The sequence below is a fragment of the Caballeronia sp. M23-90 genome (assembly GCF_053574605.1).
On sequence record NZ_JBSIPA010000010.1, the window covers coordinates 20,457 to 41,733 of the forward strand.

General features: G+C 57.9%; 17 protein-coding genes. 14 read left to right on the plus strand and 3 right to left on the minus strand.

What is annotated here, in order from left to right; translation table 11 throughout:
* The first annotated feature begins 420 nt into the window (after positions 1-420).
* The 5 genes from ACRXB1_RS02350 to ACRXB1_RS02370 all read left to right on the plus strand — a co-directional run bounded on the left by ACRXB1_RS02350 (position 421) and on the right by ACRXB1_RS02370 (position 6,492).
* Complete coding sequence (locus ACRXB1_RS02350; RefSeq protein ID WP_449490968.1) at positions 421-4,245, plus strand: chemotaxis protein CheB; 3,825 nt, start codon at positions 421-423, stop codon at positions 4,243-4,245.
* A gap of 124 nt (positions 4,246-4,369) precedes the next feature.
* The gene (locus tag ACRXB1_RS02355) at positions 4,370-4,693 is read left to right on the plus strand and encodes a putative hemolysin (RefSeq protein WP_449490969.1); all 324 of its coding nucleotides are present in this window, start codon (positions 4,370-4,372) and stop codon (positions 4,691-4,693) included.
* Positions 4,694-4,748: 55 nt separating this feature from the next.
* A complete protein-coding gene (locus ACRXB1_RS02360; protein ID WP_075358293.1) occupies positions 4,749-5,135 on the plus strand; it encodes a DUF2946 domain-containing protein in 387 nt (128 codons plus the stop codon).
* Between the two features lie 92 nt (positions 5,136-5,227).
* Positions 5,228-6,124 carry a hypothetical protein gene (locus tag ACRXB1_RS02365; RefSeq protein WP_449490970.1) on the plus strand — a complete coding sequence of 299 codons (897 nt, stop codon included), beginning with the start codon at positions 5,228-5,230 and terminating at the stop codon, positions 6,122-6,124.
* A 14-nt stretch (positions 6,125-6,138) separates the two neighbouring features.
* On the plus strand, positions 6,139-6,492 hold the full coding sequence (locus tag ACRXB1_RS02370; RefSeq protein ID WP_449490971.1) for a copper resistance CopC family protein: 354 nt from the start codon (positions 6,139-6,141) through the stop codon (positions 6,490-6,492).
* 36 nt (positions 6,493-6,528) lie between these two features.
* Here the strand turns inward: ACRXB1_RS02370 and ACRXB1_RS02375 are convergent, their stop codons facing one another.
* Complete coding sequence (locus ACRXB1_RS02375) at positions 6,529-8,016, minus strand: mannitol dehydrogenase family protein (RefSeq protein WP_449490972.1); 1,488 nt, start codon at positions 8,014-8,016, stop codon at positions 6,529-6,531.
* Positions 8,017-8,110: 94 nt separating this feature from the next.
* On the opposite strand from ACRXB1_RS02375, the gene manD reads away from it, so the two are divergent.
* The 9 genes from manD to ACRXB1_RS02420 all read left to right on the plus strand — a co-directional run bounded on the left by manD (position 8,111) and on the right by ACRXB1_RS02420 (position 19,479).
* A complete protein-coding gene (gene manD / locus ACRXB1_RS02380; RefSeq protein WP_075358296.1) occupies positions 8,111-9,319 on the plus strand; it encodes a D-mannonate dehydratase ManD in 1,209 nt (402 codons plus the stop codon).
* A gap of 56 nt (positions 9,320-9,375) precedes the next feature.
* Positions 9,376-10,413 carry an L-idonate 5-dehydrogenase gene (locus ACRXB1_RS02385; protein ID WP_449490973.1) on the plus strand — a complete coding sequence of 346 codons (1,038 nt, stop codon included), beginning with the start codon at positions 9,376-9,378 and terminating at the stop codon, positions 10,411-10,413.
* Positions 10,414-10,472: 59 nt separating this feature from the next.
* The gene (locus tag ACRXB1_RS02390; RefSeq protein WP_449490974.1) at positions 10,473-11,771 is read left to right on the plus strand and encodes an MFS transporter; all 1,299 of its coding nucleotides are present in this window, start codon (positions 10,473-10,475) and stop codon (positions 11,769-11,771) included.
* A gap of 177 nt (positions 11,772-11,948) precedes the next feature.
* Positions 11,949-12,761: a GntR family transcriptional regulator gene (locus ACRXB1_RS02395; protein ID WP_449490975.1), complete on the plus strand. Its 813-nt coding sequence runs from the start codon at positions 11,949-11,951 to the stop codon at positions 12,759-12,761.
* A 221-nt stretch (positions 12,762-12,982) separates the two neighbouring features.
* Positions 12,983-15,220, plus strand: coding sequence for an NADP-dependent isocitrate dehydrogenase (locus ACRXB1_RS02400; RefSeq protein WP_062002142.1), 2,238 nt, complete (start codon positions 12,983-12,985; stop codon positions 15,218-15,220).
* Between the two features lie 778 nt (positions 15,221-15,998).
* Positions 15,999-16,712 carry a hypothetical protein gene (locus ACRXB1_RS02405; protein ID WP_449490976.1) on the plus strand — a complete coding sequence of 238 codons (714 nt, stop codon included), beginning with the start codon at positions 15,999-16,001 and terminating at the stop codon, positions 16,710-16,712.
* Between the two features lie 257 nt (positions 16,713-16,969).
* Positions 16,970-17,161, plus strand: a complete 192-nt coding sequence (locus ACRXB1_RS02410) for a hypothetical protein (protein ID WP_449490977.1) — start codon at positions 16,970-16,972, stop codon at positions 17,159-17,161.
* A gap of 144 nt (positions 17,162-17,305) precedes the next feature.
* On the plus strand, positions 17,306-18,160 hold the full coding sequence (locus ACRXB1_RS02415) for a DUF6615 family protein (RefSeq protein ID WP_449490978.1): 855 nt from the start codon (positions 17,306-17,308) through the stop codon (positions 18,158-18,160).
* A gap of 23 nt (positions 18,161-18,183) precedes the next feature.
* Entirely contained in the window at positions 18,184-19,479 is a 1,296-nt protein-coding gene (locus ACRXB1_RS02420; RefSeq protein WP_449490979.1) for a DUF3800 domain-containing protein, read from the plus strand.
* 292 nt (positions 19,480-19,771) lie between these two features.
* On the opposite strand, the gene ACRXB1_RS02425 is transcribed toward ACRXB1_RS02420, so the two are convergent.
* Both ACRXB1_RS02425 and dhaL read right to left on the minus strand, forming a co-directional pair.
* Positions 19,772-20,533: an SDR family NAD(P)-dependent oxidoreductase gene (locus ACRXB1_RS02425; RefSeq protein WP_449490980.1), complete on the minus strand. Its 762-nt coding sequence runs from the start codon at positions 20,531-20,533 to the stop codon at positions 19,772-19,774.
* Between the two features lie 88 nt (positions 20,534-20,621).
* Positions 20,622-21,277 (minus strand): dihydroxyacetone kinase subunit DhaL (dhaL, locus tag ACRXB1_RS02430; protein ID WP_449490981.1); only part of this gene is annotated, 656 nt, incomplete at its 5' end.

Below are 21,277 nucleotides of genomic sequence, written 5' to 3' on the forward strand. Positions count from 1 at the left end.
CCGAGCATTGCTTCGATCGTTTCCATGCGTGGTGATTTACGCCTGAATGCTGGCTTACAGGCGCGACGCTCGTCTCAACTCGATGGTCGAACCCAGTTGATCGTAACGGTGCTCATCGGTTGGCATGTGTTCGCGGCGCTCGCACATCATTTCGTATTCCAGATGCCACCCTGACCCGCATGATCCGGTTTTCGCGCGAAAGGTAGCGGGGCTGGAATCTCGAACATTTGTCCAGTAGTGCATAATCGGGGCGCGGTCAGTCTGTCATCGCGCATCGGCGTTCGATCAACCCGAACCGGCGCCCAACGGACGCCCTTGCTTTCAATCGAAACTGCTTGAGAGCTGATTTCGTTTTTTGCTCCGCGTCACGTGACCCGAGCCGGCGAATGTAAGAGGCTGCACATCGTCACGGGGGCATCGGTGACAACCATCGGCACAAGAATCGAAGAACAGCCGGCATCGTTCACTGTAGTGGGCATTGGCGCGTCAGCCGGCGGCCTCGAAGCCATCTCCGAGTTGCTCGCCGGCATTGCACCGGCGAGCGGCATGGCCTTTCTCGTGGTCCAGCATCTGGCGCCGCTGCGGCCAAGCCTGCTCCCGGACATCCTGTCGAAACAGACTGCGATGCCGGTTATCGAGGCGCGCGACGGCATGAGCATCGAGATCGACCACGTTTATGTCATCCCGCCCAACGCCAGCATGTCGGTCGCGGAGCGCCAGATCCGGTTGCGGCCGCGCGGAGAGACACTCGGCCCGCCAATGCCGGTCGACGATCTGTTCGATTCGCTTGCCGCCGATCTGGGCGTCGATGCAATCGGCGTGATCCTGTCCGGCAACGGCTCGGACGGCGCGCTCGGGCTGCAAGCCATTCAGGGCGAAGGCGGCATCACCTTCGCGCAGGACCCGGCTTCGGCCCGTCACAGCAGCATGCCGCGTGCGGCAATCGGCCTTGGCTGTGTCGACAGCGTGCTGTCGCCTTCTGATATTGCCCGGGAAATCGGGCGCGTTGGCCGCTACCCGAAGCGCGCGCTCGACCAGCTCGAATTGATGGGACCTGCCACCGATCCTGGCGACCAGAGCTTGCGCCCTCTATTCCGGCTACTGCGCAACGCGTGCAATATCGACTTTACCTACTACAAGCGCGGTACCGTCCAGCGCCGCCTGTCCCGCCGCATGGCGCTGCGCGAGCTGACCTCGGTGAACGACTACGTCACGTTGCTCGATTCCGATCCCGTGGAAACACAGGCGCTAGGGCGTGACCTTCTGATTCGTGTGACCGAATTTTTCCGTGATCCTGACACGTTCGATGAATTGGCCCGGACCGTGTTTCCGCGATTGATCGGCGCTTTGCAATCACCTGATCTGCCCGACTCGCGCACGCCCATCCGGATCTGGGTGCCGGGATGTGCAAGCGGCGAAGAGGTCTATTCCATCGCAATCTGCCTGATGGAGTATCTCGACGGGCGCGGTTCCAATATGCAAATCCAGTTCTTCGGCACCGACGTCAGCGTCGATGCGCTGAAGACCGCGCGCGCCGGCCGCTACATCGAGAACATTGCGCGCAACGTGTCGCCCGAGCGCCTCGAGCGTTTCTTTGTTCGCGATGGCGATCACTATTGCGTAGACAAGTCGATCAGAAGTCTCTGCACGTTTGCCCGTCACAACGTCGCAACCGACCCGCCGTTCTCGAGGATCGACCTGATCAGTTGCCGCAACTTGCTGATCTACCTCGACCCGATGCTTCAGCGCAACGTCATGCCGTTGTTTCACTACGCATTGGCGCCCGATGGTGTCCTGATGCTCGGACCATCCGAATCGGTTGGCGCATCTTCTGAGCTGTTCAGCGTCATTCCGAGTGTGGCGAGCAAGCTCTACATCAAAAAGCCGCGCCCGGGACGACCACGGATGGGCCTCCCTGTAACGAGGCCGACGCCGCAAATGAACATCGCTGCAACGCCCCTGGTCAGCGGCCGCGAAAATGCCTCGCGCGCCGAGTTGCTGCGACGCGAAGTCGATCGCATGACGCTCGCGCGATACACCCCGCCAAGCGTGCTGTGCGATGAAGAGTTGAACATTCTCGAATTTCGCGGCGATACCGCAGCCTTCCTCGTCAATCCAAGCGGTCCGCCGACCAGCAGTCTGAAGCGTCTGGCGCGACCGGAGGTCTTCCTTGCTGTTGACGAGGCTGTCAGGCAGGCGCGCCTTGGAGCCACGGTCATTGCGAGACACGGGCTGCGCCTGAACAATGCGGCAGGCGGTGGACGGGCGCGCACTGTTGCGCTCGAGGTGCATCCGGTTCAGATATCCGACGTCCCCGGCCGGTTTTTCCTCATCTATTTCGAGGCGCCTGCAGAACGGGCCGCCACGCTGCGCTGGGCCAGCCGTGAATCATTGGTGAAAATGGCCGGGCAGGCCTTCCGGAATGCGACAGGACGTTTGGCTCAGACCGGCCACGGCGACAAGGATATTGAAATCGCGCGGCTGGATGCCGAGCTCGAAGGCAGCCACCGGCATCTTCTTGCCATGCTCGAGGAACACGAGACCGCGCGGGAGGATCTTCGGGCCAGCGAGGAAGAGCTGCTGTCGAGCAACGAGGAATTCCAGAGTACCAATGAGGAACTGGAGACCGCGAAGGAAGAACTGCAATCGGTCAACGAAGAACTGACGACCACCAACGACGAACTGCGTTATCGCAATCATGAGCTGAAGAGCGCCATTGACGAGGCCGCTCGTGCCCGCGATTTCGCGCAGGCCATTGTCGAGACCATGTCGGAACCGTTGCTCGTGCTGGAGGCGGATCTCAAGATCACGCTTGCCAATCGCGCCTTTTATCAAACGTTCCAGACTTCGCCGGACCAGACCATCGGCACGAAGCTGTATGACCTTGGCAACGAGCAGTGGAACATCCCCGCGTTAAGGGAACTGCTCGAGGATCTGCTTCCGCAAAAAACGACCGTCCGCGATTTTCAGATCACGCATGAATTTCCCGGCATCGGTTTGCGCACGATGCAACTCAACGCAATGCGCGTTGCATGGCCGGCGCAAGCGCTCATCTTGCTGACCATCGCCGATGTGACCCGGCAACATCAGGCGTTCGACCGGCTCCAATCCGCCGATCAGCAGAAGGACGAATTCCTCGCCATGCTCGCGCATGAGTTGAGGAACCCGCTTGCCGCCATTCGCAACGGCTTGCAGGTTTGGGGAAGTGGCAATGCGGACATGGAGGGGCAGAAGATCGCTCGTGAGGCTGCGCAGCGACAACTGGATCACGAGATCCGGCTGGTCGAGGATCTGCTGGATGTATCTAGAATCACGCGCGGCATCATCGTTCTGAAGCCCGAGAAGATCGATCTGGTCGAGACCGTGCATCGCGCGGTGGAAGCCATGCGCACGGAATTCGAGGCTTGCCGGCACGAGGTCACGCTGGCGCTGCCTATGGACGTATTGCCGATCGCGGCGGACGCAATGCGCATCGAGCAAGTCGTGATCAACCTGCTCGGCAATGCAATCAAATACACGCCGCCGGGCGGCCATATCCGCATCTGCGTCGAGCGGCGCTTCGACGATGCCCTCTTGACGCTGGCCGACAACGGCATTGGCATGTCGGCCGACGTGATCCCCACGATCTTCGACATCTTTGTCCAGGCGGAGCGTTCTCTCGACCGCAAGGCGGCGGGCCTGGGGCTTGGGCTGGCGCTGGTGCATCGGCTGGTCGAATTGCATCACGGCAGCGTGCATGCGTTTAGCGAAGGGCTCAACCGGGGCAGCAAGTTCGTGGTGCGCCTGCCTGCGTTGCCGCGCGGCACCGTTCCGGATGAACCGCTGCACGCGGCGATCCATGCTGCGCCGGAGTTCGGGATCATGCGCATCCTTGTTGTCGATGACAATGTGGATGCGCTGGAGAGCAGCGCGGCGCTGTTACGTATCGATGGTCACGTGGTGCAGACCGCGCGGGATGGCGCCACCGCCTTGCGCTGTGCCGTCGAGTTCAGCCCCGACGTTGTCCTGCTCGATATCGGCCTGCCGGAGATGGACGGGTATGAGGTCGCACGGCGCTTGCGTTTGCTGCCGGAACTGCACGACACCTTGCTGATTGCGCATAGTGGTTACGGCGAGGAAGAGCATCTTCAGCGTGCCCGCGAGGCGGGCTTCGATCACCATCTCGTGAAGCCTGCCGACCTCAGTCAACTGAGCGCGATCATCGCGGTTTGTCGTGAAAGAGGTTTTCCGTTGGGGAATCATTAGAGGAGCGGATGCCCGGTGAACTACTACGCTGCCCCACACTGACTTATCCACAGATTCTGTTGGCAAGGCTGTGGAGAAGTCCTGGGAACACGCGGCAAGGCATTGATTTCAATCGGATGTATCGGTGTGCTTCGCGCCGACTATAATCGCCGCGATCTTTCACAAGTTTGGTTTTATCGTCATGAATTCCCAGTCAATCTTTTTACTCAACACTGCAGCCGCAGTGGTGCTGACCACCGCCATGAGCGCGTGCGCATCGCAGGAAAACGCGCAAAGACCTAACCCCGTCGGCCTGGCGAACCCCGCCTCCCGATACTGCATCAGCCTCGGCGGAAAACGCGAAACACGCAAGGATGCCGCCGGCAACCAATCTAGCGTCTGTCGGCTGCCCGACGGCACCACCATCGATGAATGGGCGCTTTTTCGGCGGGATCATCCCCAGCCGTGACTCATAGCCGCATGTCATAATCCGCGCAGACCATCGGCGGATAACCGGGCGCGACATGTTGAGCCGTTTTTATCGAAAGATTGGCAGCCTGCTGGGATTGCTTGCGATCCTCATGGCAACGCTCGCGCCGACGGTTTCTCACAGCCTCGCGGCAAATCATCCAGGCGATGGCATGCAGGACGAGCATTGTTCAATGCCGTCCATGCAGGGTGCATCGGCCGAAGGCAAGCCGGACGCCGATAAACACACCCAAATGTCCGACGGCCAGGACTGCGCATACTGCAGCTTGCTCGCTCACATGCCCGCCGTGCCGACTGTGCAGGCACTGTTCGCCACCACGATCCGGCTGACACAACATCAAGTTGCCACGCGCTTCGAAAGTGTCGTGCGCGTCGAGCCCTACACCTTCGTCCAGCCTCGCGCGCCACCCGTTTTGTCCTGATCTGACTCCACAAATACATAGCCGGGTCGCCCGCCGTATCAACGGCGGGCGACGGCTTGACGACGACCTGTCACCAGACTAAACGGACCATCATGCGAACCCTTTCAACGCGCAGCGCGGCGCCGCTGCTTGCGTCGTCGATTCTTTCGACTGCCGCTACCGCCTGCTTCCTGATCCCATCTCTAGCCCACGCACATGCGGTTGCGGGCGACCGAGTCTTTCCATCAACCCTGTCAGTAGACGACCCCGGTGTCGGCGATGAAGCCAATTTCCAGTACGGTCATCAACGCGTACCGGGAGACAACGGCGATCAAAGCATCAATACCTTCGATGCCGAATACGACAAGCTCATTACGCCACGGTTGGCGGTATCGGTGGGCGAGACCTATGTGATGCAGAACAATCCGAAGGCGCGCGGTTTTGACAACCTCGATGTCGGCGTGAAGTACCTGCTCTACGTGAACGAGGCACACGAGTTCATGACATCGGTTGGCCTGGATGCCGAGATTGGCGGCACAGGAAGCCACGCCATAGCAGACAGCTTCTCGACGCTTTCGCCGACCATCTTTGCGGGCAAGGGCATGGGTGATCTCCCGGATTCGCTCGCCTATCTGCGACCGATCGCCATCACCGGCGAAGCCGGTCCTGCGCTGACCACGGGCGCCGGCCAGCCGAATGCGTTCAATTACGGCTTCACCGTTCAATACAGCCTGCCGTACTTGCAGCAGCACGTCCATGACCTCGGTTTGCCGCAACCGCTGTCGAATATCGTCCCGCTGGTTGAAGTTCCGTTGTCCCGCAGCCAGGGGCAGACCACCGGCACCGTGAACCCGGGTTTCATCTGGATCAACCGCTATGGACAGTTCGGCGTGGAGGCGCAGATCCCGATCAACCGGGCGAGCGGATCGCATATAGGCATTCTGGTCCAGGCCCATATTTTCTTCGATGACGTCGCGCCGAACACCATCGGCAAGCCGCTGTTCCAGTAACGAGGATATCCCCGATGAAAACCAGATTTTCAATCACGCTCGCCGCCGGACTGCTGTTTGCTGCCAACGCATTCGCGCATGTGTTCCCGCAAAAGCAGGAGCCGGGAGCGGGGGCTTCAGTGGAGTCGCCCGCGCAGGTGAAGATCACGTTTGATGGGCCGCTGGAACCGGCGTTCACCGTGCTCACCGTCACCGACGCCGCCGGCAAGCAGGTCAATACCGCCAAATCGATAGTCGATGCCCAAGAGCCGACGATCGCTACCGTCGCGCTGCCGGTTCTGCCGCCGGGGCACTACATCGTTCATTGGGCGGCGGTAGCGGACGATGGACATAGAACGCATGGCGATTACCCGTTCGATGTGAAATAAGACCCGTTCGGGGTTCATCGCCAGCCTTGAGCGGCTTTATGGCTGCAGGGCCGCGTGCTCAATCGCGGCTCTTGCCCCCTTGTTCAATTGCACGACCGCCGCAATCAGCTCATGGCGAAAGGTTTTACTCGATGCCAGCTCGGCGTCGAATACTTCGCGGCATCCAAGCACGGCATCGACAAGTTCTTCCGGCGTATTGCCAGCGCTTTCCACGAGCGATGTGAGCTTTGCAGCCATCGGATCATTGATCGAAAACGTGGAACCATCGTCGGCGCGGCCGCGCAAGAATACGAACCACGCTGCCACGCCAAGGGCGAGTCGCGCGATCGATTCACCTCGTGCCAATCGCGCTGAAATCGTCCCGAGCAAGCGCGGCGGGATCTTCTGACTTCCATCCATCGCGATCTGCGCACAGCGATGCTTGAGCGCCGGATTCGAATAACGTTCTATCAACGCATCGCGATACGCCATCAGATCGAAAGTGCGCGGAACGGTTAGCGTGGGTGCGATCTCATGCGTCATCATCGCGTGAATCAGCGTTCGCACAGGCGGGAAAGACATGGCTTCATCGATAGTCGCAAAACCGCCAAGCATGGAGAGATAAGCGAGCGTGGAATGCGTGGCGTTCAGCATGCGCAGCTTGGCGAGCTCGAAAGGCATGACGTCATTTACCAACTGCGCGCCAACGCGGTCCCAAGCGGGCCGCCCAGCTGGAAAGCGATCTTCGATCACCCATTGGCGGAACGGTTCGCACGGGACCGGCGCGTCGTCGCGCAAGCCCAGTGCGCTCAATGCGGCATCGCGATCAGCATCCGTTGTGGAAGGGACGATGCGGTCCACCATCGTGGATGGAAACGCCACCTCGCGTACGATCCATGCGGCGAGGTTTGTGTCGAGTGCGCTTGCATATGAGCAGACGACTTGCCGCAAGGCTGCGCCGTTGTGCGAGAGGTTGTCGCACGAAAGCACGGTGAACGGTGCTGCGCCCGCGTCACGCCGCGCGCGCAGAGCGGCGACCAGGATACCCGGGACGGTGCCTGGCTCGTCGGGGTTGTGAAGATCATGCGCGACGCCGGGGTGCGCCAGGTCTACGTCGCCGGATGTCGGATCGCGGCAATATCCCTTCTCCGTCACGGTCAGCGAGACGATGCGAACGTTGGTATTGGCGAGCAATTCGAACAGGCGAATGCGATCGTGCGGCATGGCAAGCACTTCACGCAGCGCACGCACGACGGTCGTTTTCACACCATCAGGTCCGCGTTCCACCACGCTATACAAACCGTCTTGCGCCATCAATGCGTCGCGCTTGGTGACGTCGCCCTGCAAAGTGACGCCGCATATCCCCCAGTCGCCACCGGCGGCGAGCATGGCTTCTTCCGTATAGACGGCCTCGTGCGCCCGATGAAAATTGCCGATGCCCAGATGCACAATGCCAATGGATGGCTCCCGCCACCCCTGTCCAAGCACATGACTCTCCTTGAGCGATGCCAGCGCATCGCGACAAAGCCTTGATTTAGCGTTCATTTGATAACCCCAAGCCGGGAAAACCCTTGATTGACGTCCGCGTCTACTTGTATGGTAGCATCATTTCCAACGATAGAATCTCAAGGAAAGCCCCATGAAAATTGTCCGTGCCGACGTCATCGTCACATGTCCGGGCCGCAATTTCGTCACATTGAAAGTAGTGACGGACGAAGGGGTCTACGGCATTGGCGACGCCACGTTGAATGGCCGCGAACTGGCCGTGGCGTCTTACCTGAAGGATCACGTTTGCCCGATGCTGATCGGGCGTGATCCGGGTCGTATCGAAGATATGTGGCAGCTTTTATACAAGGGCGCTTACTGGCGGCGCGGTCCGGTGACCATGACCGCCATCGCGGCGGTGGATGTGGCGCTGTGGGACATTCTCGGCAAGGTCGCGAACCTGCCGCTGTACAAGCTGCTCGGCGGCGCATCGCGTGAAAGCGTGATGGTGTACGGACACGCAACAGGCCGCGATATTCCCGAAGCGCTCGACCGCTATGCGGACCATGTAGAGCAGGGCTACCAGGCGATCCGCATTCAGTGCGGCGTGCCGAACATGCGGTCGGTTTACGGCGTATCGAAAGGCTCGGGCATGTACGAACCCGCGACCAAAGGCGTGGTGGAAGAGCAGACGTGGTCATCGGAGAAGTATCTCGACTTCGTGCCGAAACTCTTCGAGGCAGTGCGCGACAAGTTCGGCTTCGATACCCATCTGCTCCACGATGTACATCACCGTCTCACACCCATCGAAGCCGCGCGTCTCGGCAAATCGGTCGAGCCGTATCGGCTCTTCTGGATGGAGGACCCCACGCCCGCCGAGAACCAGGCCGGTTTCCGCCTGATCCGTGAGCACACCGTGACGCCGATTGCCGTGGGCGAAGTGTTCAACAGCATCTGGGACTGCAAGCAGCTCATTGAAGAACAACTCATCGATTACATCCGCGCGACGCTCACACATGCCGGCGGTATTACCCACCTGAAGCGCATCGCGGATTTCGCTTCGCTTTATCAGGTGCGCACGGGTTGTCATGGGCCTTCAGATCTGTCGCCTGTCTGCATGGGCGCCGCGTTGCATTTCGACTTGTGGGTGCCGAACTTCGGCGTGCAGGAATACATGGGTTTTCCGGCGGAAGCGCTCGATGTTTTCCCGCACGCATGGACGTTCGAGCGCGGCACGATGCATCCCGGCGATGCACCCGGCCACGGCGTCGACATAGACGAAGAACTCGCCGCACGCTATCCATATGACCCGGCGTACCTGCCGGTTGCACGTCTTGAGGACGGCACGCTCTGGAACTGGTGATCCGCATCGCCTGAGCAGAATCATCGCGTCGAACATCAATATCAACGGAGTCTCTCATGCTTGCAGCCGTCCTTCACGAACCGAAACGCTTGCGTATCGATGAAGTCAATGCCCCTCAACCCCAACCCGGCCAGGTCCAGATTCGCGTGCGCGCGGGCGGTATCTGCGGGTCGGATCTGTCGTATTACTTCAAGGGCAAAAGCGGCGACTTCGCGGTGCGTGAGCCGTTCGTGCTGGGTCACGAAGTTGCGGGCGAGATCGCGGCGCTTGGCGCCGGCGTCACAGGCCTGCGCGTCGGCCAACGCGTTGCGGCGAACCCGGGGCTCAACTGCGGCGAGTGCCGGTTCTGCGTGAAGGGCATGACCAATCATTGCGTCAACATGCGCTTCATGGGCAGTGCTTCAACGTTCCCGCATATGCAAGGCATGTTTCGTCAGTACATTGCCGTTGCCGCGCGGCAATGCGTGCTCGTGCCCGACACACTTGGCTTCGCCCAGGCGTCCATGGCCGAACCGCTCGCCGTCGCCTTGCATGCGCTGAGGCATGCGGGCTCGCTCGTCGGCGCACATGTGCTCGTGGTCGGATGCGGGCCGATCGGCTGCATTTTGTTGTCGGTTGCGCGGCGTGCTGGGGCGCATCGTCTGGTTGCACTGGATCTGGCCGAGAAGGCGTTGCAGATGGCCACGACGCTCGGCGCGGATCAGACCGTGCTCGCCACTGATCAAAAGCAAGTCGATGCATGGTCGCAGTCGCGCGGCACGTTCGATGTCGTCATCGAGGCATCGGGCAGCCCCGCGGGACTCGATACAGCCCTGCGTGCAGCGCGCGCCGGCGGCACGGTGATCCAGGTGGGGAATCTGCCTGCGGGGCAATCGCCGGTTGCGGCCAATCTCGTGATGGCGAAGGAGTTGCGCTATCAGGGGTCGTTCCGTTTCACCGATGAATACGCGGTCGCCGCCGAAGAGATCGCCACGGGCAAGATCGACCTGAGCCCGTTGATGACGCATGTCTTCCCACTTGCGGACGCGAACCGCGCGTTCGAAGTCGCACATGACCGAAACCAGTCGATGAAAGTCCATCTGCAATTCGACTGAAACCCATCTACGCATCGCCAAGCGCCCGATTGCATAGAGGCGTAAATCAGGAGACGTCCATGTTCAAGAGCCAACGCTGGTTCGTAGTCGGTTTGCTGTTTCTTGCGGGAGTGATCAATTATCTCGATCGCGCCGCGCTCTCCATTGCCGCGCCGCTCATTCAGAAGGACCTGAACTTCTCGCATGCGCAAATGGGTATTGTGTTCAGCAGCTTTTTTATCGGCTATGCGCTGTTCAACTTCATTGGCGGCGTGGCGTCGGACAGGATCGGCGCGAAGAAAGTGTTCGGCGCGTCCATGGGCATCTGGTCAGTATTCTGCGGCGCCACTGCGCTGGCGAGCAGCCTGGGATCGCTGATCGTGTTGCGCGTGTTGTTCGGCATGGGCGAAGGGCCGTTCAGTTCGTCCAACAGCAAGATGGTCAACAACTGGTTTCCGCGCCGAGAAGTGGCGAGCGCGATCGGCGTGATCAGTTCCGGAACGCCGCTTGGCGGCGCGCTCGCGGGACCTGTAGTCGGTTATCTGGCAATACGGTTTGGCTGGCGCTGGGCGTTCGTCGCAATCATGGTGCTGGGACTCATGTGGCTCGTGCTGTGGTCGTTGACAACCACTGAAAGGCCGCAGCAGAACAAGCGCGTTTCGGCCAGTGAACTTGCGTTGATTGTCGAGGGACAACAGCAGGCTTCATCGATGGAAAGCGCACCCGCGGGCGAGAAACTCGGCCTGCGTTTCTACCTGAAGCAGCCGATCATCCTTGCGACGGCATTCGCGTTTTTCTCCTACAACTACGTGCTCTTCTTCTTCCTGTCGTGGTTCCCGACTTACCTCATGGAAGCCCATCATCTGTCGCTGCATGACATGAGCATTGCGACCGTGATTCCTTGGGTGCTCGGAAGCATTGGTCTCGCCGCAGGCGGTTTTATCACCGACATGATCCTGCGCATCACCGGCAAGCCCTTGCTCGCGCGCCGCATGGTCCTGTCCGTGTGCCTCGGCGCAGCGGCCGTGTGCGTGGGCTTTGCCGGACGCGTGGAAAGCATGCAGGGCGCGGTTGCGTTGATGTCCGTGTCCATCTTCTTCCTGTACGTGACCGGCGCGGTCTATTGGGCCGTGATCCAGGATACGGTTCGCCGCGAGAACGTCGGCGGCGTGGGCGGGTTCGTGCATCTGCTCGCGAATCTTGCCGGCGTGATCGGGCCGGCGGTGACGGGGTTCATCGTGCAGGCCACACATGGTGCTTACGGTAGTGCGTTCGTGCTTGCGGGCGCCGTTGCGGTGCTCGGCGCGCTGTGTTCGCTCATATGGATCCGCGAGCCGCGCGGCAAAGGTGTCGGCACGCGGCGGGTGGTTGTATCGTAGGTTCGTGCATGCCGGAGGGTCCGATCCGGCAACAGCCGCGTGGTAGTATGGTAGATGACAAGCCGAGCTTTTTTGTTTGGCGCGTTGTCTATTTACTTCCTCATTCAGGTGCGGGTCATGGTGATGAAAAAGGTCCTGTCGGCTCCCACACGACCAAACGCGTCCTCGGCAAACGGCGTGAACAAAAGCGCAGGCGCCGCGTCTTCGTTGATTGCACCGGTTGCATCTTCCCGAGGTCGCGGCCGAGCTTCTGAACCACGAACCGCGCTGCCCAATTTGCGCAGCCAGCTTCAAGTGGATTCGCACGAGCCTATCGGCAAGCAGATATTTCGCGCGTTGCGGGAAGCGATCTTTTCCGGCTTGCTCGTTCCCGGCACGCCGCTGTCCGAAACAGAAGTATCGGAGATGTTCGATGTATCGCGGCAACCCGTTCGCGAGGCGTTCATCAAACTTGTCGAATCCGGCGTGCTGCAGGTTTTGCCTCAGCGCGGGACCTTCGTCAAAAAGATATCGCCGAGGCGAGTCCGCGAAGGCCGGTTCATCCGCGAAGCCATCGAGGCCGCCGTCGCGCGCAAAGCCGCAATGGCGATCACTGACCCGCAACTGTCAGATCTCGCCGATAACCTGCGCGACCAGAAAGTCGCGGCCAAGGTCAACGACACCTCCGCCTTCCTCGCGCTCGACGAGCGCTTTCATTTCCTGATCGCGCAATCCATAGACTGCGTGGCCGCGTGGGACACCATCCAGGACATCAAGGCGCAGATGGACCGCGTGCGGTACCTGAGCTTGCCCGATGTCTCGCCACTGGAGCTCATCATCAGGCAGCACGCGCGGATTGTGAGCGCGCTGAAGGCGCATGACGCCGATGGAGCCGAGGAAGCCATGCGTGCCCACCTGCGGGAGATCTTGACCTCCCTGAAGCCCGTTGCCGAGCGCAATCCCGACTGGTTCGACCCGGACGAGCCCGAGCGGGTTCAACTCACCATATAGCGGCGTGCCGAAAAACGTCCGCAGGCATTCCACATCCCGAAATAGAAAGTACTCAAGCCGGTCTCGTCGGGACGCGAAAGTTAATTCCCGGCCGTAAAACCAGACCTAAAAAGAGCGGTTAAATCCCTTCGAAAGAAAAATGAGGCAAAATTCAATGGTTAACGCCGGTTTGTGACGCGGCCGGCGGCGTTTCAACCTCTTTCCCTTTTCTCGGATTAGCGATGAGCACCCAACAACCCACGATCATCTACACCCTGACTGACGAGGCTCCGCTGCTGGCGACCAACGCCTTTCTGCCCATCATCCGCACGTTCACCGCGCCGGCAGGAATCAACGTTACCACCAGCGACATCTCGGTCGCCGGCCGTATCCTGGGTGAGTTCCCCGAGTTCCTGACCGAAGAACAACGCGTTCCCGACAACCTCGCCGAACTCGGCCGCCTGACGCTGCTGCCTGAAACCAACATCATCAAGTTGCCGAACATCAGCGCGTCGCAGCATCAGTTGATTGGTGCGATCAAGGAACTGCAGGGCAAGGGCTACAAGATTCCCGACTTCCCCGAAGACCCGAAGACCGACGCAGAAAAGTCGATTCGCCAGCGTTACTCCAAGTGCCTCGGCAGCGCCGTGAACCCTGTGCTGCGCGAAGGCAACTCCGACCGCCGCGCGCCTGCCGCCGTCAAGAACTATGCGCGCAAGAATCCGCACAGCATGGCCAAGTGGAGCATGGCTTCGCGCACCCACGTGGCGCACATGAAGCACGGCGATTTCTATCATGGCGAAAAGTCCATGACGATCGACCATGCGCGCGACGTCAAGATGGAACTCGTCAGCAAGAGCGGCAAGACCATTGTGCTCAAGCCGAAGGTGTCGCTGCTGGAAGGTGAGATCATCGACAGCATGTTCATGAGCAAGAAGGCGCTGTGCGACTTCTACGAAGAACAGATGGAAGATGCGCGTGAAACCGGCGTGATGCTGTCGCTGCACGTGAAGGCCACCATGATGAAGGTCTCGCACCCCATCGTGTTCGGTCACGCCGTGAAGATTTTCTACAAGGATGCGTTTGCCAAGCACGGCAAGCTCTTCGATGAACTCGGCGTCAACGTCAACAACGGCCTCGTCAATCTGTACGACAAGATTGAAAGCCTGCCGAGCTCCAAGCGCGAAGAAATCATCCGTGACATGCATGCTTGCCATGAGCATCGTCCGGAACTCGCAATGGTCGATTCCGCCAAGGGCATCTCCAACCTGCATGCACCGAACGACGTGATCGTGGATGCATCCATGCCCGCGATGATCCGCATCGGCGGCAAGATGTGGGGCGCCGATGGCCGTCCGAAAGACACCAAGGCCGTGATTCCGGAAAGCACGTTTGCGCGTATCTATCAGGAGATCATCAACTTCTGCAAGACCAACGGCAACTTTGATCCGGTCACGATGGGCACCGTGCCCAACGTCGGCTTGATGGCGCAGCAGGCTGAGGAATACGGTTCGCACGACAAGACGTTCGAAGTGCCGGAAGCGGGTGAAGCGCGCATTGTCGATATCGCCACGGGCGAAGTGCTGTTGACGCAGAACGTGGAAGAGGGCGATATCTGGCGCATGTGCCAGGTGAAGGACGCGCCGATTCGCGACTGGGTGAAGCTCGCCGTGACGCGTGCGCGTAACTCGGGCATGCCGGCGATTTTCTGGCTGGACCCGTATCGTCCGCACGAAGCCGAGATGATCAAGAAGGTCGAAACGTATTTGAAGGATCACGATACGACCGGTCTGGACATTCAGATCATGTCGCAGGTTCGTGCGATGCGTTACACGCTTGAGCGCGTGATTCGCGGTCTGGATACGATTTCGGTGACGGGCAATATCCTGCGCGATTACCTGACGGACTTGTTCCCGATCATGGAATTGGGAACCAGCGCGAAGATGCTTTCTATCGTTCCGCTGATGGCTGGTGGCGGGATGTATGAAACGGGCGCGGGTGGGTCGGCGCCTAAGCATGTCAAGCAGTTGGTTGAGGAGAACCATCTGCGTTGGGATTCGTTGGGGGAGTTTTTGGCGCTGGCTGTGTCGCTTGAAGATCTGGGTATCAAGACGGGGAACGCGAAGGCCAAGGTTCTTGCAAAGACGCTCGATGCCGCGACCGGGTTGCTGCTTGAGAACAACAAGAATCCTTCGCCGAAGACCGGGCAACTGGATAACCGCGGTAGTCAGTTTTATCTGGCTATGTATTGGGCGCAGGAACTGGCTAAGCAGACGGATGATGCTGAGTTAGCGGGGTTGTTCGCTCCGCTGGCAAAGCGTTTGACCGAGGATGAAGCTACGATCGTTGCCGAGCTGGCTGCTGTGCAGGGACATGCGGCTGATATCGGTGGGTATTACTGGCCTGATGTTGAGAAGCTCGGGGCGGTTATGCGGCCTAGTAAGACGTTGAATGCGGCGTTGGGGACGGTGAAGGGTTGAGGCTTTGAGCCGCTCTTTGGATTAGGGCGGTTCTCACTCAGCTAGCGATTTAGGGGCTCCTTCCGGCGATAGCAGGAAGGAGCCCCTAATTTTTTAACTGTAGTGTGTTTGTTTTTCGGCCTGAGAGGACACTGACCACACTGCATCAACGCGGGCGAATGACCCCTTTGGGGCGCTCCGCCATGTGGCGCCGATCGGCCAACAACGGACCGTCGGCTCTGATACCTAGATGTTCGACAATCTTTGCGCGCTTAGAGTCCTCGTGAGATTCGTGGTCTGACAATCATCATGTCGTTGCAGAGGAAATATGATCTTTTTCGCGTGGTCTATGGCCGGCGTCGCCGGCTTTGAAAAACTGAGCTGCAGTAATCTCGATTACGCGTTGTGGGTGAGTGGTGGGATCCTAGCCGATGATCACCTTACAACCCTTCGCGCAACCGGATTGAAGGTGACCGAATTCACACATGAAGTGAAACCTGAGAATACAGAAGCATTTGCACTCGCAACCGAAGTCATTCGAGAGCATCACCCTGACGGACCCATCTGGGTGGAAAGGTAGGCGGTAAGAAATAGTGGCGTGTCCTGTTTCCATTGAGATCACGTCCCAGCGGCTTATGTCGTCTGGTCTGGATGCGCCTTGGATGATGTTGCGCGTGGACATCGGACAGTAGTCGGCCAGAAGCAGTCATGGACATGGGCAGCTCAAAGCAGACGGTTTATTGACGCTGCTAGGCCCAAGATGGGCTTCCAGGCATCCTGAAACAAAAACAACTATTGAGTGGAAACACAAGATGAAAACTCGCTTGTGATAAATGTGGGAGGTTTGCCCCGAACTGTATTTGCTACGCATGAAACACGGGGCGCTGATTTGAATATTCACATTACAAGCGGAGGCCGCGCTTACTCCGCTCCTACGTTTGGCGAACTGGTGGCAATCTGCGACGAGTCGGCATTCGAGGAGTGCGAAAAGCACATTTCCGTTCATGCCAGCAAGAAAAGCACAGCAGTCAATGTCATCAAGCGAACCCAAACATTCCCGGATAGGACAGAAGACTTGTGCCAAGTGACGACCGGCATCAAGCAAGATGATTTGTTCGTTCCTGTTCTGTTTCGTGTTTGTGGCGACCTATCCCGCGACAGATACCAATTGCCTGTAAAATGTGCTGACCGACTTGAGACATTGGGAGCTTACGAACCAAGTCAAGGGCAACTGAGATTCATGGCTGTGTGCAGTCGGCGCGGAACTTCGTTTCCGAAAGACGAAGAACACCCGTCGAACCTGAAGGAGGTGAACTTTGAGAACTTCACGCTAACGGTAATTTGGTCTTATCTGAACAAGCCATCCCATCCGCAGGCAATCGACTTTTTTCTTTCGACGAAGGCGGAGACTGGGCCGATTCGCGGTTTGCAGTGGTTTGAGATTTACAACCTCTACACCGACCTAAACATGACCCACGCGCAAGAGTATTTCAAGATTTACGGCGGCGTCTAAACACACCGAAACACGTTAACAGATTTGAAATCGGCTACTGTCCCAGTTAGCAACTCCGTCGATGTCCGCTATCAGAACCATCGACCGTCGGCTATGGGTCGACCACGGCCCGACGCAAGCCGGCCTCGGCAAGCAGTCTATGCAATTGGCATTGGACCGTGGTCGGCCATTTTGAAACGTTCCACTCCGCCTCCTAGATCGAGGACAATTCTTGCTGATCCGCCCCGAAAAGATATTCCACCCAACAGAGGAATTGCATGGAAGTCAGCAAAGAGCAAAGCCTTACCGAGGTGTACGAAGGAATTTGGTCGAGAGGAAAAGCGATGTTGAAAGGCTTAGATATTAAGGCTGTATCAACGCGCATGGTCCACGCGTCTATTGCGATGACGGCTCGCGACGTCGAAGACAATCCTGTGCACTTGAAGCAGATCAGCGCGGACATCCTGTGAGACAGGAAAGTATCTGCATTTGCACGTGGCATTAGTAGAATGGATTCTGGAAGAGTGAAACGTTAGATAGATGAGATAGGCGAATCGATGGCCATTTTCCGCTAAGATAGGGGCTAACAATAAAACCATTGCATCGGGGATTTTATGGATCTGTGCGTAGCAAATCGTCAGTTGTCTGTAGAAGTCCAGGGATTTATCAAGAATGTGTCGGAGGTAAAAGAGGAATCGGTGACGGATTTCCTTGCATGGAAGTGGCGCGAGCTAGACAAGCGATTTCATTACATAAATGTCGATTTGTTTGATCGCCATGAGGAAAGCAAAATAACCGGTGCCGATTTTCAGTTGCAAGTCTGGTTTGTCGATAACACTGTTGGGGTTCCGCTGTTATTTCAGGCAAAAATACTTAAGAAAGCTTTCAATGCATACAGAAGTGCATTAGCGTACCCCGATGACACATGCGGTCAGTTAAATCGTCTATTGACATACGCGCAAGCTACCCGTCAACTCCCTTTTTACGCGTTCTATGCCTCCGCCGATTCGGAAACGGCAGTGCTCTGCAGCCGACGTTCAAGGATGGGAGGCGTCTTCATGACCGACGCTATCACCGTGAGCCATGTCGCTAGAGGACGGTTGGGGAGTCGCGTGTCAAAAAATAATCTTTTGGGTTTGTGTAACCCGTTTCACTGTCTGTTTTGTTGTCCACTCGCCCACCGTACAGACTCCGCGGGTCCGTCGACGGTTCAAGGAGTTGGCGAGTATCTTCGGCACTACTTTCCCCAGTTGAGCCAGCGGCGGTTGTTAGAGCAAGCTACTCGTCCCGCTCAGGAAATACCTGCACATATTCAATCGCTGTTGCGAGGCGAACCACCGGACATTGGTGCGATCAATTGGGGGGATAGGCAGATCAGTGACAATCCGCGTCCTTATCGAATAGTTGCGGCATATGATCTGCGACGTGACCAGCTTCGCGATGCTGATCGGCTTGATACTAAGTCATAGTGGGCGGGCTTCACTATCGAAGGTTGGACGGAGTCGCGGAAATTGCGAAACGCATCAAACGCGCGAGCGCCGAACGGATGCAACGTTACCCCGAACTGTTAGACCGAATCGCTGCGACGAACGATACAGGTCTTTCCGATGACGCCGTGCTTGCGATTCTGAATGCCGACCGTGGCTCGTGCACCGAGCATCTATTCGTAATTGATCGCGATAACGGGAAGAGTATGGATTTTTACATAGACGAGAGTGGCAACACCGGAGATCTCGCACGAACCAGTGCAGATCTTGACTTCGGCGGACAAGCCGTCTTCAGTTTGGCTGCAGTAGGGATTGCCAACGAGAGCAGCCTTACTGAAGAGCTTGCTGCTTTGAGGAAGAAGCACAAGGTTCAGGCCACCGAACTCAAACTCAGCAAGATCCTGAAGCGCAAGCCCGACTTTGCTCTTGACGCTGTTGATCTGCTGGTGAAGAACGATTTCCCGTTCTTCGTTGAAGTTGTGGACAAGAAGTACCAGCTCGCCGTGAGCATCACTAACGGCTTCATCTGGCCGCCATATTTCAACACCGAGGAATCACAAAGTACGGTTTGGATGAAAAACATCTTTGCGGACTACATCTATTACCGAGTTCCCAACGATGTGATTTATGAGTTCGTCCAGTGCATGAACAACCCATCAAATGAAAAGATTGGAGCCTACTTCGATCTTCTCAAGAGCTGTGTAAGCCAACATTCACACGAAGTTGCTCAAGCTATTGCCTCGCAGGCTAAAGAAAGTAAAGCCGACTTCCGTATCATGATTGAGCAAGAAGGGGACAAAGCCCATCGACGGTTCTTGCCTCTTCCAGACATAGGCAAGCGTAACCAAGAGGTTTGGTTGCTTCCAAACTTCTCATCCTTCACCAACATCTATGCGCGAATGAATCTTTATTTATCGGGAAAGTTGGAAGGATGCCGCATCTTTCATGATGAGCAAGCCCACTTTGATGAAATCATTGGTGAGGCTAAATTTCAAGCCGAAAGTGCCAAGATAGACCCCACAAAGTTTAGGTTGCCATATTCGGACTACAACTTCCAGAAAATGGCTGATTTGTTCTTTAGAGCGTCACCAGAGAGCACACGAATTCAGCTATCCGACTTAGTAGCGGGCCTATCTATGCGCTGGTATCAAGCACACCTGCAAGAAGAAGACGATACGAGGGTTCTTGACAAAGCGGTTGACCTACTATTGCGTCACAGCCATAGAGACAGAGGAACAGGGATCAACATGGTAGGTCCTCATAACATGGCGCAGCAGCTATTTGGTGTAGTTGGATACTGACCTTAACTCATTCAAGATAAAAGCATCCGTTTTTAATGTCCGCTTCGGGGAAAGCCGAAGGTCTCTTGTGGGTCGAGTTCGGTCGATCGTTATCGTCGAGAGCCGACGTGCGCGCCATATATTCGTCCGCAGGCGATGAATGGCGGTCATGGCCGAAAAGCGTCCGTTAAAATATTCGGGAAATTCTTATTCCTGCGAACCGACCGAAATCTACTGGGTCTATCCGAAAATCTAAAACCATCCAGACTCGTCCGGGATTAAAGATCCTCGGACGTCTTAGCCACTTTTACCCTCAAACCCCCCTCAACATCCCCCCATCGACAAAATAAGTCGACCCCACGCTATAACTCGCCTTCTCCGAACAAAGAAACACAACAAACCCCGCCAGCTCCTCCGCTGACGCGAACCTTCGAATAGGCGCATGCTCATCCGCAACTTGCTGCAGATGCCCCTCCCAATCCCCGCCAGAATCCTGCGTCAACTGCTTCGCCGTCTTCACCCAATCCGGCGTCAGCACAAGCCCGGGATTAATCGTATTCACGCGAATATTGTCTTTAATAAACTCATTCGCCATATTCTTTGAAAGCATCATCAACGCCGCTTTCGTCACGTTATAAATCGGCTCATACCCAAGCGGTTGGCTCGCGCAAATCGACGCATTGTTCAATATCGCGCCACCGCCGCGCGCTTTCATCATCGGCACCAGGCCTCTTGCCAGCCGCACCGCCGCCATCACATGCAGGTCCCAATAAGCGAGCCACTTTTCGTCGGGCGCGTCCATGATGGTCTCGTTGCTACCCGTGCCCGCGTTATTGAAAAGAATATCCGCGCCACCAAAATTGTCCTTGACCGCAGCGACCAGCTTATCCACGCCCGCAGCAGTCGCCACATCGCAAGACACCCCTACAGCCTTGACGCCGAACTTCTTGGCGATGCCTTCAGCCGCTTGCGTCAACCGTTCCTCATTGCGCGCGGCCAACAACAAATTCGTTCCTTCCGCTGCGAACGCCTCGGCCACGGCGAGCCCGATACCCACGCTGGCGCCCGTCAACACAGCCACTTTCCCGCGCAAATTCAAATCCATTTTCTTTGTCTCCGTTATTAAATAAATCAAGCCAGGAATCTAAGCCAGTTAAAACCGATCAACCCCGCAAAGTCGACTCGATAGCGCCAAGCCAAAGCGCAACCGCATGCGCGCCCGGATCGGCGAAACCTAACGCGCGATCGCCAACGTAACTCGATCGTCCAAGTCGCGGATGCATCTGTGCGGTAGCTGCGGCGCCTTGAGTGGCGGCATCGACGGCGGCGTTCAACGCATCGCCGGCACTCAGGCCTTTATCGAGCGCTGCGTTCAGCGCAACGGCGGCGGGATGCAACGCATCGACCATCGTCCGGTTGCCTGGTTGCGCACCGCCCAGTTCCATCACGCCCGCAACGGCGGCAGTGAACGCCTTCGACCAGACTTTCGCATCGGGCCCGTGCGCCTCATCCAGCGCCGCAGCCGCGCGCAACAGCATCACGGCATACAGCGGCCCGGATGTTCCACCGACAACGCGTCGTATCGTCGCCGACATGGTCCGCAGCACATCGGCGGGCGCGCTCTCGGCGGGATAAATATCGATTTCCTGAAGGATGCTGTGCGCCGCACGCGACATGCTGATGCCAAGGTCGCCGTCGCCTACGCGCTGGTCCATCTCGGTCAACTCCGGCTCCGCTTCGAGCAGGCGAGCGCATACGGCTTCGATGACCCGCCTCAATGCCGACTCTCGCGCAAGCCGCGCACCACTCGCCGCGCCGA